The 12,765-nt window shown below is 71.4% G+C and carries 10 protein-coding genes; 4 read left to right on the top strand and 6 right to left on the bottom strand.

The genetic code is table 11. From position 1 onward, the window contains the following. Positions 1–8: 8 nt before the first annotated feature. Entirely contained in the window at positions 9–1,859 is a 1,851-nt protein-coding gene (locus tag OHB01_RS17305; RefSeq protein WP_328855653.1) for a CDP-glycerol glycerophosphotransferase family protein, read from the top strand. Between the two features lie 114 nt (positions 1,860–1,973). Here the strand turns inward: OHB01_RS17305 and OHB01_RS17300 are convergent, their stop codons facing one another. Continuing rightward, a complete protein-coding gene (locus OHB01_RS17300; protein WP_142646391.1) occupies positions 1,974–3,032 on the bottom strand; it encodes a glycosyltransferase family 2 protein in 1,059 nt (352 codons plus the stop codon). A gap of 54 nt (positions 3,033–3,086) precedes the next feature. Here OHB01_RS17300 and OHB01_RS17295 point away from each other — a divergent pair, with 54 nt between their 5' ends. Continuing rightward, positions 3,087–4,601, top strand: coding sequence for an LCP family protein (locus tag OHB01_RS17295; RefSeq protein WP_328855652.1), 1,515 nt, complete (start codon positions 3,087–3,089; stop codon positions 4,599–4,601). Positions 4,602–4,737: 136 nt separating this feature from the next. Next, positions 4,738–6,444, top strand: a complete 1,707-nt coding sequence (locus OHB01_RS17290) for an ATP-binding protein (RefSeq protein ID WP_328855651.1) — start codon at positions 4,738–4,740, stop codon at positions 6,442–6,444. Positions 6,445–6,896: 452 nt separating this feature from the next. Here the strand turns inward: OHB01_RS17290 and OHB01_RS17285 are convergent, their stop codons facing one another. Next, a complete protein-coding gene (locus tag OHB01_RS17285; RefSeq protein ID WP_142646397.1) occupies positions 6,897–7,550 on the bottom strand; it encodes a TetR/AcrR family transcriptional regulator in 654 nt (217 codons plus the stop codon). 163 nt (positions 7,551–7,713) lie between these two features. Between OHB01_RS17285 and OHB01_RS17280 the strand changes: the two genes are divergently transcribed. Beyond that, the gene (locus OHB01_RS17280; protein ID WP_328855650.1) at positions 7,714–9,552 is read left to right on the top strand and encodes an AfsR/SARP family transcriptional regulator; all 1,839 of its coding nucleotides are present in this window, start codon (positions 7,714–7,716) and stop codon (positions 9,550–9,552) included. A 71-nt stretch (positions 9,553–9,623) separates the two neighbouring features. On the opposite strand, the gene OHB01_RS17275 is transcribed toward OHB01_RS17280, so the two are convergent. The 4 genes from OHB01_RS17275 to OHB01_RS17260 form a co-directional block, all read right to left on the bottom strand. After that, on the bottom strand, positions 9,624–9,800 hold the full coding sequence (locus OHB01_RS17275) for a hypothetical protein (RefSeq protein WP_168065728.1): 177 nt from the start codon (positions 9,798–9,800) through the stop codon (positions 9,624–9,626). A gap of 102 nt (positions 9,801–9,902) precedes the next feature. Beyond that, positions 9,903–10,340 (bottom strand): S26 family signal peptidase, encoded by a 438-nt coding sequence (locus OHB01_RS17270; protein ID WP_142646401.1) that lies wholly within the window; start codon positions 10,338–10,340, stop codon positions 9,903–9,905. 8 nt (positions 10,341–10,348) lie between these two features. Next, positions 10,349–12,214, bottom strand: coding sequence for an ABC transporter ATP-binding protein (locus tag OHB01_RS17265; protein ID WP_328855649.1), 1,866 nt, complete (start codon positions 12,212–12,214; stop codon positions 10,349–10,351). Then, entirely contained in the window at positions 12,211–12,753 is a 543-nt protein-coding gene (locus tag OHB01_RS17260) for a TlpA family protein disulfide reductase (RefSeq protein ID WP_328855648.1), read from the bottom strand. Before OHB01_RS17260 ends, OHB01_RS17265 begins: the two co-directional genes overlap by 4 nt. Between the last annotated feature and the right edge of the window lie 12 nt (positions 12,754–12,765).

The following is a 12,765-nucleotide window of genomic DNA, read 5'->3' as shown; positions in this document are numbered from 1 at the left end:
GCCCGCCCATGGGGGGAAACAACAGGGGGCGCAGGGCCCCGCACGCACTGGTCAGGCTGGCCCGGCGACCGGCGCTGAGAGGCCTGGCCGGTGGGCGCAGGGGCGCGTTCACCGCGCTCACTCTCGCGTCCTACCCGGCCCTGCTCACGGCCGCCGTGTGGCCGCTGCCGGCGACGTTCGCACTGCTCGTGCCGCTGTCGTACGCCGCGGAGATCGCGCTGCCCGGCCGGGCGGCGGCGATGCTGAGCCGGGCCCATCTCGGGGCCACGGTCCGCTTCCTGTCGCGTGAGACCGCCGTCGTGGTGATGCTGGCGCGGCTGGCCCCGGGACGGCCGTGGTGGTTCGCGGCGTTCGCGGCCGGGCTGTTCCTGTTCCACGGCCTGCGTGCGGTGCAGACGTGGCTCGCCGAGCACGTCGACCGGCGGCACAACCAGATGCCGGTGGTGACCCGCAACATCGACCTGCCCGCGCTGCGGATCCCGCCCGCGCCGCCGCGCGCGCTGCTCACCTGCCGGGGCGCCAAGCTGCTCTACCTCGACGCGCTCGCGGTCGTGCCGGCCGCGGCCGGGGCGGCGGCGGGCCTGGGCTGGACGGGCGCGGCGGGCGCCGCCGCGGCCCTGGCGCTGGAGGTCGTCGCGGTGGCCCTGCTGCTCGTGCACGCGCGGCGGGCCAGGCACCTGGGCGACCGGCGCCGGGTGCTCGCGGTCGTGGACAAGTGGGTCGCCGCCTACCGGCCCGAGGTCGTCATGTACTTCTCCGGACCGGTCACGGCGGCCTACCAGGCCACGATGTGGCTCGGGACGCTGGAGCGCATCACCCCGAGGACGCTCGTGGTGCTGCGTGAGCGGGCCCAGGTCACGGCCATCGGATCGACGACGCTGCCGGTGGTGTGCGTCCCCTCCTCCGTCGACCTCATGAACTTCCGCGCGCTCGACGGCGTGCGGGTCGCGCTGTTCCCCGCCAACGTCGGCAACAACATCCACATGCTCCGGGTGCCGGGCGTGCGGAGCGTGTTCATCGGCCACGGCGACAGCGACAAGGAGGCGTCCTTCAACCCGTACACCAAGGTGTACGACGAGGTCTGGGTGGCCGGGCCGGCCGGGCGCGACCGCTACCTGCGCGCACAGGTGGGCGTGCGCGACGAGGCCATCGAGGAGGTCGGCCGCCCCCAGCTCGCCGGGGTGCGGCGCACCAGCCCGTACGCCGAGGGGGCGGCGCCGCACCGGACCATCCTGTACGCGCCCACGTGGGAGGGGTGGAGCGACGACCTGTTCCACAGCTCGCTCGTCGCCATGGGCCCCGCGATCGTGCGCGCTCTGCTCGACGAGCCGGTGCGGGTGATCTACAAGCCCCACCCGTTGACCGGTCACCGCTCGCAGGCCGCCCGCACGGCCCACCGGAAGATCATCAGGCTGCTGTCCGAGAGCACCGGCATGCCGCACCTCGTCGTGACCGGCCGCGAGCCGTCGCTGTACGAGTGCTTCAACGAGGCCGACGTGCTGATCTCGGACATCTCCAGCGTGGTGTCGGACTTCGTCGCCAGCGGCAAGCCGTACGTCGTGGCCAACGTGGCGGGCCTGCCGGAGGACCGGTTCCGCGAGCGCTACCCGGCGGCCGGGGCGGCCTACCTGCTCGGGCCCGACCTGGCGGAGCTCCCGGACATCCTGCGCCGCCTCGACGTGGCCGGAGAGGACGACATGGCCGCCGCCCGGCGGGCGCTGCGCGCCTACCTGCTCGGCGCCGACCAGCGCGACCCGCTGGCCCGCTTCGAGGAGGCCGTACGGCGTGCCGCCGCCCGGGCCGAGGCCCGCGCCCTCTCCCTCGGACTGAGCGCCCTCGATCCTGTCGTACACGAGTGAACGCGCCGAGGAGAGCTTATGGATGCCAAGGAAGGGCGACACCAGGTGACCTCGACGGTGCCCTTCGGGCGGGAGATCTTCGTCCCCCACCCGATCGGCTTCACGCTCGACACCTCAGTCTTCGAAGAGGTCCTCTAGGCTCGCCCGCTCCGGCTTGGGGCGGGGCTTGCTGAGCTTCGGGGGGCTGGTCAGGAAGCCCGTCCCCCACGAGACGTGCATGGTGGCGTACACCAGCGGCAGGCGGACGAGCGCGGCGCCGGGCAGCCCGCGGCCGGTGAGCACCGAGCCCGCCAGGATCGCGAGGAGATAACCCCCGGGAATGATCAGGCCGGGCAGGAAGAAGGGTGAGACCACCAGGCCCAGCGCCATCGCCGCCACGGCGGCCGGCGGGGCGAGGTAGCGCAGGTTGATCGTGCCCTGGTGGGTGCGGGAGACGACCCGCCGCCAACGGCCGTAGTGGAAGTACTGCTTGGCCAGGGCGCGCACGTTGGGCCGGGGACGGTAGGTGACGCGCATCCTCGGCTGGAACCACACGAGCCCGCCGGTCTCCCGGATGCGGTGGTTCATCTCCCAGTCCTGCGCGCGCAGGAAGTGCTCGTCGTAGCCGCCCACCCGGTCGAGGGCGCTGCGGCGGAAGACGCCGAGGTAGACGGTGTCGGCCGGACCGGCCTCCCCGCCCGTGTGGAACCGCGCGTTGCCCACGCCGATCTTCGAGGTCATGGCGCAGGCCACCGCCTGCTCGAACGGCGTGATCCCCTCGGCGGCCATGATGCCGCCGACGTTGTCGGCGCCGGTCTGCTCCAGCGTCTCCACTGCCGTACGAAGGTAGTCGCGGGGCAGGATCGCGTGTCCGTCCACCCGCGCGACGATGGGGTTGCGGGACGCCGCGATGGCGGCGTTCAGCGCGTTGGGAGTGCGGCCGGTGGGGTTCGGCACGACGACGACACGGCGGTCCTCGGCCGCGATGGCGTCGGCGACCTCCTGTGTGCGGTCATGGGAGGGGCCCACGCTGATGACGACCTCAAGGGGGCCCTCGTAGTCCTGTTCGAGGACCTGCCGTACGGCGTCGCGCAGGTGCCGTTCCTCGTTGAGCACCGGCATGATCACCGACACCGGCGGCCAGGGCCGCGCGGGATTCTGGCTCGACTGTCGCGAGTCGGGAAAGGGCTTCATGGCGGCGCTCACGCTACTGTACGGAGGGGTGGAGACGGCAACCGGAGGACGGGAATGCCCGGCGACCATGAGGAGGACTCCGGCGTCCGCGTAGGGGGCGACGGGTACGGCGGGGTTAGGCTGACGGCGCAACGCGCCCGCCGGCGGAGGACGAGCCTCCGATCCCTGGTCATATCGGGCTCGCTGTCGGGAGTCGTGCTGATCGGCTCGGGCGTGGCGTGGTTCGCGCCGAACTACGCGCTCAACCGCATCCGCTCGGTGGACGCCGGGACGAGCGAGGCCGAATCCACGGGCGCGATGAACATCCTGCTGGTGGGCGTGGACAAGCGCGACAACCTGACCAGGCGCCAGCAGAACCAGCTCCACCTCGGCCGCGACGTCGGCCAGCGCACCGACACGATGATGGTGATCCACCTGTCGGAGGACCACCGCAGGGTGACCGTCGTCAGCCTGCCGAGGGACACCTGGACGACGATCCCCGGCAAGGGCGAGCACAAGATCAACTCTGCGTACCAGTTCGGCGGAGCCAAGCTGGCCGTGAAGACGGTGGAGCAGGCGACGGGCCTGAGCATCAACCACTACATCGAGGTCAACGTGCTCGGGTTCATCGATGTCGTGGAGTCGCTGGGCGGCGTCACCGTCTGCACGCCGGTGCCCATCGACGACCCGAAGACCAGACTGCACCTCCAGCCGGGGACGTACACGCTGGACGGCGTCAACGCGCTCGCGTACGCCCGCACGAGGGCCACGGCGCGCTCCGACCTCGACCGCATCGACCGGCAGCAGCAGGTCATCTCCGCGCTGCTCGGCAAGGCGCTCAGCGGCGGCACGCTCGCCAATCCCGTCAAGCTCACCGGGTTCCTCGACTCGACGTTCAAGACGCTCACCGTGGACGCGGCCCTGCAGAAGAACCTGCTCGGCATGGTGAACCAGTTCAAGACCGTCTCGACCGACGACGTGTCGTTCGCGACCGTGCCGCTGGCCGACGTGAACTACCACACGCCCACGGGCGAGTCCGCGGTGCTGTGGGACAAGACGGCGGCCCGCGACCTGTTCCAGCGGATCGCCGCCGACCAGCCCCTCGTCAAGCCCTCGGCGAAGGCCTCGGCGTCTCCTACAGGCAGCCCCGCCGCGTCCGCGAGCGCCGTGGCCTCTCCTTCTGCCTCTCCGACGGCGCTCACGATCCCGCCGGGCCGCATCTCGGTCAAGGTGCTCAACGGCACGCTCATCACCGGTCTCGGCGCGACCACGAAGGCCCGCCTCGTCGATGCCGGGTTCATGGTGCCGTCGCCTCCCGGCGACACGACCCGCCGCGACTTCGCCACCACGGTCATCCGCTATCCGCCCGGCCGCGAGGACTCGGCTCGTACGGTGGCCGCCGCCATCCCGGGCGCCGAGCTGCGCGAGCAGCCCGACGTGGCCGGCATCGAGGTGGTGGTCGGCCAGAAGAACCATGACGTGAAGAAGGTGAAGGTCACCGCGCCGGAAGACGCCGCCGCGTCCGCATCGCCCACGCCGCAGGCGACCACCTCCGCCCGCACCGCCACGCAGAACATCTGCAAGAAGTAACCGCCCGGCCAGCATTCGCGTCGGACCGGCGGCACCGCCACACCCCCTCAAACGCCGTCCCACCCACTGGAGGGCCAACTGATGTCCAACTGAGAGAGCGTCAATTTTCGACGCTCTCTCAGTTAGTATCAGTGACATGGAACCGGAGGCACTCAGTGCCGTCCTCGACGCCGTCGGCAAAGGCGTGCCGGCGGACGCCCTGGAGTCGGAAACCCTGGACTTCAAACTTGTCGCCGACTCTCCCAAGGCGACCTTCGCCCTGCTCGCCGATGCCCTGGTCTGCTTCATCAACGCCCAAGGCGGCACCGTCGTCTTGGGGGTGGACGACAAGGCGACGGTGAGAGCGGACGCCTTGCGCGGCGTGCCCACCTCCTACACCTTGGACGGCCTCCGCAAAGGGGTCTTCGACCGGACGTCTCCGCCGATCACACCATTCGTCGTGGAAAGGATCGTGGACGGCGTCCGGCTGGTCGCCCTGTCCGTTCCCCGCGGAGTCATGCCGCACAGCAACGCCGCGGGTCTCGCCACTCGTCGCCTCGGCAAGGAGTGCCTTCCGTTTCCCCCCTCGCAGCAGCGCGAGGTCATGATCGCGCGGGGTCAGATCGACTGGTCCGCCGAGGCGTCCGGTGCGGGGCTCGAGGACCTGAGCGCGGTGGAAATCGCCCGGCTTCGTGACCTGCTGGTGGCAGCGGGCCGCGATCACCTCGCAGCGCTGTCCGACCGAGCGATGCTCGAAGCGCTGCGACTCATCACTCCGGACGGCGGTGTCACCAACGCCGGGGTCCTCCTGCTCGCCGACGAGCGGGTGCTGCGCACCGTGGTCCCCAGCTACGGATACTCCTATCAATTCCGCCCCACCTTGGGCAGCGAGGCGACGGGCAGGAGCAGAGGGACCCGGCCCCTGCTGGCGGCGCTCGAAGTGATGTCGGACGCGGTCGCCACGCGCCGGGAGATCCACCCGCTCACGATTTCCGGCGGTGTGCAGCTCCAGCTCACCGACTATCCGCAGGACGCCGTACGAGAACTGATCGTCAACGCCTTCATCCATCGTTCCTACGAGACCAGTGGGACGGTGGACATAGAGCACTCCCCCGAACGGCTGGTCATCACGAGTCCTGGAGGGCTTGTCGCCGGGGTCACCCCGGAAAACATCCTCACGCACCCTTCGACGCCGCGTAACCGGCTTTTGACCGAAGCCATCTCCACTCTGCAGTTGGCTGAGCGCACGGGGCAGGGCATCGACCGGGCCTATCGGGAGATGCTTCGCGTGGGCAAGGAACCTCCGTCGATCGAAGACAGCGGCACCCTCGTGCGCGCGACGCTCTCCGGCGGCATCGGCAACGATGCCTTCGTCCGCTTCGTCGGCGAGTTGCCCGCGAAGGCGGCGCGCGATGTCAACGTCCTGCTCACGCTGTCGCATCTCCGCCGCGACAGCGCGATCGACGCGCTCCGGCTCGCCGCCGTGATCCAGCGTCCTCCCGAGGAGGCCCAGGAAGTGCTCATGTCGATGGCGGAGGAGCACGGTCTGCTGGAGCCGAGCAGACGCACCGCCAGAAAACTGTTTCCCACGTATCGCCTGCGGGCCGAGACGGTCGCCGCGATGTCCCGGGCAATCACCTACCGGCGCCGGGGTGTGGACGGGATGGACCAGAAGATCATCGATCACGTTCGCGAGTACGGCTTCGTGACGAACCGCACCCTGCAGCGCCTCTTCGACATTCAGGTGTACGCGGCGCGCGACATGCTCAACGACCTGCGTGCACGCCGGATTCTCGAGAAGATCGGAGACGCGCGCGGCGGGACTGGAGTCAGGTATGGGCCAGGGCCTGCCTTTCCGCGCTGAGTGACCGGTGGCGTGATCTGGTGGTCAGGCGTACGTCCACGGACTCGTCGCCGTCGCGCTCGCACCACAGGGCCAGGTGCCGGTCGGCGGCCTCCCTGGCGATGGCGGCCGGGACCGGCGGGGCCTCAGCCGGACGCGCTCGGGGCGTAGATGTCGTCGAGGCCGATCAGGCGGATACCGGGAGTCCCCGGCGGCCGAGGCCAGCAGCTCGGCGGGCCGCGAGGAGGTCGCGGGCGCAGGCCGGCACAGAGGTGTAGTTCACAGAACTGTACTTCTGTGAATCTCCCCGCTCGCGAGCGCGCTGCGGACCGCGTCGAGGAGGGTGGCCGGCTCTCCGGTCCGGTACGCCTTCCTGGATGTGGTTCATGACGTAGCCGAAGGCCAGGCCGGTCGCCTGGTCGGCGAAGCCGAGCGAGCCGCCGTAGCCGGGGAACCCGCGGGCAGGAAGCGGTTCACCTGCGCGCGGGACGCGGCACCGGTGGGGGGTCCCCCGGCAGGCGGAGCGTGCGGTGGACCATCTGGTGCAGAAAGGTGCGGAAGCGCCACAGCGCGCCGGGGTGCTTGTGGTCGTATCTCTGGCCCGACCTGTCGTACACGCCGCTCTGCACGAAGCTGTGCACGCACCAGATCACCGCGTTGATCGTGTAGTCCACGTCCACGTCCGGGGCGGTCACCATCGGGGAGATGGTGTCGATCACGAACTGCGCCGCCGGAGCGGCGTACATCGGCTCCAGCTCGGGGATGTCGGTGGCGTCGGCGAGCCACCTGTGGGTGTAGAGCGCCGGATATTCCGGCTGGTTGCAGCAGAAGTCGATATATCGGTCGAGAAGCCGGTGCAGGGCGACGATCTTCTGGTCGGGCGGGGCGCCGACGATGTCCTTGATCCCTTTCTCCAGGACGGCGTTGTGAGCGCTGTTCATGAAGTCCATGACCTCGAGATAGATCTCTCGCTTGTCGCCGAACTGCCGTTTGATGTAGGCGACGTCAGTGCCCGCGGCGTCGGCGATCTGCCTGAGGTCCGTGCCGTCGTAACCCAGCCCGGCGAACAGGCGGGTCGCCACCTGGAGAACGCGGTCGGACAGGTCCCCGTTGCCCGTACCCGTCATGCGGTAGTCGGTTCCCCCGTGGATCCCCCCTAATCACCGTATGGCGGGCCCGGTTCGGAACTGTTCCGGACACTTGCCGGGCTTGTGCGGGTTCGCGGCGGGCAGGGATCTTCGTGGGGTTCTCTTCAGACGCTCCTCGCGAGACGCCTACGGAGGTCCCGTCGTGCACCGATCATCCGATCCGGAGGGCGGATCGAACCTTCGGTTCGGCTTGCTGGGCCCGGTCGAGGTCAGGAGGAACGGCAGGCCGGTCCCGCTCGGCTCGCCCAAACAGCGCGCCCTGCTGACCGCGCTGCTGCTCGAACCCAATCGGGTCGTGTCGATCGACCGGCTGGTCATGGCGGTGTGGGACGAGGAGCCGCCCCGCTCGGCCGTCGCCAACGTCCGCACCTACGTCAACCGGCTGCGGGGGACGCTCGGCGACGGCGACCGGCTGACGGCCCGGCCGCCCGGCTACGTCCTCACCGTGCACCCCGGCGAGCTCGACGTCAGCGAGTTCGCCGACGCCCTGCGGCAGGGCAGGCAGGCGCTGTCGGCCGGGCGGCCGGAGACGGCGTTGCGGCACCTGTCGGCGGCCCTCACCCGGTGGCGCGGCGCGCCGGCCGAGGACGTGCCCAGGTCGGCGGCGCTCGGCCCGCGCCTGGACGCGCTCGCCGAGCAGCGCTGCCTGGCCCTGGAGGCGCAGGCGGAGGCCCGCCTCATGCTGGGCGAGCACGCCGACGCCGTGCCGGAGCTTCGGGAGACGGTGGCCGCTCATCCCACCAGGGAGCGGCTGTGGGGCAGCCTCATGCTCGCGCTGTATCGCACCGGCGACTCCGCCGCCGCGCTCGCCGCGTACGGCCAGGCCCGCGCGTTCCTGGCGGAGGAGCTGGGCGTCGAGCCCGGTCCCGAGCTGGCCGAGCTGCACCGGCGAATCCTCCGGCGGGACCCCGCCCTCGATCCGTCCCGTCCGGCCCCCGTGTCGGAGGCAGGGCCGACACCGGTCGCGGGCCCCGGAAGTCTCGTGAGTCTCGTGGGCCGCGATGCGGAGCTGAACGAGCTCGTGGCCGCGATCACCGCCGCACCCTCGCGGCCCGTCCGGCCGGTCGCCGTGCACGGCCCTGCGGGGGTGGGCAAGTCGGCCCTCGCTCTGCACGCCGTACGGATGGCGGCGCCGGCCTTCCCCGGCGGCGTGTTCCACGTCGACCTGCGGACCCTTCCCCGGCCCGGCGCGTACGAGACGCCGGCCCGGCTGCTGGGACTGCTGGGGCTGGCGGACGACGAGATCGCCGCCGACCTCGACGACGCGGTGCTCCAGCTCGGGAGCGCCACGGCCGGCAGGCGGGTGCTCGTCCTTCTCGACAACGTGACCGACGAGGGCCAGGTGCGCCCGCTGGTCGGCGTCTGTCCCGGCTGCCGGTTCGTCATCACCAGCAGGATGGTCCTCGGGGCGCTCGACGACGTCGACCATCTGCCGCTCGCTCCCCTGCCGGACGACGCGGCGTACGAGCTGCTGGTGCGGCTCTGCGGCCGGGACCGGGTCGATCCCGAGCAGGTGAGGAGGGTGGCCCGGCTCTGCGACAACCTGCCGCTCGCACTGCGGATCGCGGGCAAGCGGCTGGCGGTCCGGCGGGAGTGGACGCTGGCGGCGTTCGCCGACATGCTGGCCTGCGAGGAGCACCGGCTCGACCTGCTGACCTGCGGCGACCTTTCCGTACGCAGCGCCCTCGACCTCGACTACCAGGCCCTGCGGCAGTGCGGGGGGACGGCGAACGGCAGCGCGCTCGCCCTGTTCCACCGCCTCGGCGAGCGTGGCATGGCCGACTGCGGGTCGGCGACGGCGGCGGGGCTCCTCGGCCGTGACCGGCGTACGGCGTGGGCGGCACTCGGCAGGCTGGCCGATCTCCGCCTGATGAAGCCGATCGCCCCGGACCACTACCGGATGAACGACCTCACCCGCCTGTACGCCATGGAAATCGCCAGAACAGCAGGAAAACCCGCGAACGGGAATTCGGCCGTCTAGGGTGGCCATTCGAAAGCGGGGCGCCCTTCGCGCGAGGAGAATTCGCGCGAAGGACGCTCCGCCGTGTCCGTCTAGCAGATGTACTGCCAGTATGTGCAGTAACTGCCGCCGGGGATCCCCGACCCGGTGCAGCAGTAGCGCTGGACGCAGCCTGTGCTCTCGTACCAGCAGTTGACCGCCTCCGCGCGGGTGGCCGGGACCAGCCGGGCGACCATCCGGTCCGCCAGTCGCTGAATCGTCCGTGTCATTCAGTTCCTCCTTGTGAGGGACTCCTTTTCGGAGCCCGACATTAGGAGCGGCCTCGATCGCGGACGTACCACTGCGATACACGAATTCCTGTATCGCCGGGTTCACGCGTTCAACCGCCGGATCACGACACCGGTGATCCGGCTTTCCGGAAGGAGCCCCCACTGCCGGGAGTCGGTGCTGCGCGACGGATCGTCCCCGAGCACGAGCAGCCGCCCCGGCGGCACCCGCGTCTCCCCCAGCGCCTCGAATCCCGGTGGGACCGGATCCCCGGCCACGGCCGCGGCCCGCTTGATCACCAGGTTGGTGCCGCCGTCGAGCGTGACCCCCTCCCCCGGGCCCACGCGGGAGATGACCACGATGTCACCGCGCCGGACGCGCCGCCCCGTGCGCAGCGTGCGTACGAGGACCCGGTCGCCGGACCGCAGGCTTGGCTCCATGCTCTCCCCGTGCACCTCGACGACGCGCAGCGACCGTCTGGCCGCCATCGCGGCGGCGCCGCCGAGCGCCGACGCGAGCAGGACGAGCAGGACGGGTGTCATCGTGCGTGTCATCGTGCCCCCGAGAGCCGGTCGTGCGGGGCGGCGGCGGTGTGGTCCTCCCGCTGCCGGTATCCCTCGGCCTGCAGGGCGAACAGGCGAGCGTAGATCCCGCCGCGCGCGAGCAGCTCGGTGTGCGTGCCCTGCTCGGCGACCTGCCCGCCGTCCAGGACCACGATGTGGTCGGCGTCGCGCACCGCGCCGAGCCGGTGGCTGATCAGCAGGCTCGTACGGCCGCGGCGGTGCTCGCGCAGGCCTTGATGGATCTCGTGCTCCGCCTCGGCGTCGAGGCCCGAGCTGGGCTCGTCCAGGATCAGCAGGTCCCTCTCGCCCCGCAGGTAGGCGCGGGCCAGGGCGACCCGCTGCCACTGCCCGCCCGACAGATGGACCCCCACATCCGTGGGACCGTCCTCCGCGGGGTCCACGAGGCCGCCGAAGACGCGGGACAGCATCGTGTCGTACCCCCGGGGCAGGCGGCTCACGACGCCGTGCACCCCCGCCCGCCGCGCCGCCGCCTCGATCCTCCCCCGGTCGTCCAGCGCGGCGAGGTCGCCCAGGCCGATGTTCTCGGCCGCGGTCATGTCATATTCCATGTAGTCCTGGAACACCGCCCCGATCCGCGCCCGCAGCTCCGCCGGGTCCACCTCCCTGAGATCGATCCCGTCCCAGAGGATCGAGCCGCGCTCCGGGTCGTACATGCGGCACAGGAGCTTGACCACCGTGCTCTTGCCCGCGCCGTTCCGGCCTACGAGCGCCACCGCGGTGCCGTACGGGATGGTCAGGGTGAGGCCGCGCAGGGCCCAGGGGTGGCCGGGCGAGTAGCGGAACCACACGTCCTTCAGCTCGATCCCCCGGCGCAGCGGACCCGTCCGCCGGGGCCGGGCCGGGACCGGCAGGTCCGGCTCGGCGTGCAGGACGGCGAGGTAGTGGCCGAACAGCAGCACCTGCTGGTGCACGGTGACGAGCTCGACGACGAGACCGCTCACCGCGGCCTGGACTCCGGCGACGGCGGCCACGAACAGCGCCACGTCGCCGATCGCGCCCGTGCCGTTCGCCGCGGACACGAGAACCCACAGCAGGCCGCCCCCGGCCGCGAGCGCGGCCGTCGTCCCGGTGACGGCCTGCACGCCCAGCTCGCGCCGGTCGGTGCGGCTCCGCTCGGCGTTCGCGGCCCGCCGGTAGGCGTTCATGAGCCCGCGCAGGTGCGCCCCGGTGCCGAAGAGCCTCAGCTCCTTGGCCGCCCGGACGTTGACGAGAAGCTCGCCGAAGAAGAGCTCGCGGCGCTCGACCGGGCCGATGCCCCACAGCATCGCGGCCCGCCGCCGCGACAGCCAGAGCTCGGCGGCCAGGGACGGCACCGCGGCACCGAGCACAAGGGCGGCCATCCACGGGCTGATCGTCACGAGGGAGACGAGGAACCCGGCGCCGGTCATCGCCGTCCTTGCGGTGCCCAGGGCGGCGGAGACCACCATGCCCGGGGTCGCCCCGCCGTGCTGCTGGGCCATGCGGATCCGGTCGTGGAACGCCGGGTCCTCGAACCTGGCGAGGCCCACGAACCGCTCGGTGGCCCGGAAAAGGCGGTCCTGGGCGGCGAGGCCGATCCTGCGTCCGCTCTCGTCCCTGACGTACTGGACGATCTGCGGCCCGAGCGCCGTCAGCACCCCGCACCCGGCGAGCACCGCGCCCAGGCCCGCGGTCACGCCGACCCCGGGCCGGCCGGCGGCGATCTCGTCGAGGACCAGCTTGGTGCACCAGGCGATCGTCACCGGCAGGACGGCCATGAGCGTGCTGAGGACGACGAAGGCGATGGTCAGCCCCCTGCCCGCCCGCCAGGCCATGCCGAGGGCGGTCACCACCGCCCGCGCTCGGGCCGTCACGCGTGTGCGGGGATCGTGTCGAGGTCCTCCAGGGTGGTGCCGCTGGCGACCACCCTCCCGTGCTCGTCGACCAGGGCGAGGGACGGGAAGCCGCGCACCTGCAACGCCTTCGTCAGGCCGGTGCCGAACTCCTCGATCAGCACCAGGGCGACCGGCTCCAGCGCCCGCCGTTCCTCGGCCATCTCCTCCTCCGCACCGACGAGCACGGCCAGCACGTTGCCGCGTCCTCCGGGGAACGACCGCGCGTGCTCGGCGAACTGCGGCAGGCGTTCGTGGCAGGCCGGGCAGTCGGGCGAGAAGACGCCGACGAGGACCGTCCCGGTCAGCGTCTCATCCGAGACGTGCACGCCGTCGGTGCTCACCGCGGAGAAACCGCCGATCGTCGCCCCAGGAGGCAGTACGAGGGACGGGGCACCCGGCGGTCGCGCCGACAGCATCTCCTCGTGCGCCCGAAGCCGCCGGATCACCCCGACCGTCAGCACCAGGTCGATCAGGCACAGGACGCCGACGCCCAGAACGAGCGCTGTCAGGAACGGCATGAGGAACCACCT

It is taken from the genome of Microbispora hainanensis (assembly GCF_036186745.1).
Taxonomy (GTDB): Bacteria; Actinomycetota; Actinomycetes; order Streptosporangiales; family Streptosporangiaceae; genus Microbispora.
This window is presented reverse-complemented; position numbering and strand designations above follow the sequence as displayed.

What these genes read in the sequence shown, in the direction of transcription:
- OHB01_RS17295 (WP_328855652.1), top strand. Translation starts at nt 3,087, where the DNA reads ATGCCCGGCGACCATGAGGAGGACTCCGGCGTCCGCGTAGGGGGCGAC.
- OHB01_RS17260 (WP_328855648.1), bottom strand. Translation starts at nt 12,753, where the DNA reads ATGCCGTTCCTGACAGCGCTCGTTCTGGGCGTCGGCGTCCTGTGCCTG.
- OHB01_RS17275 (WP_168065728.1), bottom strand. Translation starts at nt 9,800, where the DNA reads ATGACACGGACGATTCAGCGACTGGCGGACCGGATGGTCGCCCGGCTG.
- OHB01_RS17305 (WP_328855653.1), top strand. Translation starts at nt 9, where the DNA reads ATGGGGGGAAACAACAGGGGGCGCAGGGCCCCGCACGCACTGGTCAGG.
- OHB01_RS17300 (WP_142646391.1), bottom strand. Translation starts at nt 3,032, where the DNA reads ATGAAGCCCTTTCCCGACTCGCGACAGTCGAGCCAGAATCCCGCGCGG.
- OHB01_RS17290 (WP_328855651.1), top strand. Translation starts at nt 4,738, where the DNA reads ATGGAACCGGAGGCACTCAGTGCCGTCCTCGACGCCGTCGGCAAAGGC.
- OHB01_RS17270 (WP_142646401.1), bottom strand. Translation starts at nt 10,340, where the DNA reads ATGACACCCGTCCTGCTCGTCCTGCTCGCGTCGGCGCTCGGCGGCGCC.
- OHB01_RS17285 (WP_142646397.1), bottom strand. Translation starts at nt 7,550, where the DNA reads ATGACGGGTACGGGCAACGGGGACCTGTCCGACCGCGTTCTCCAGGTG.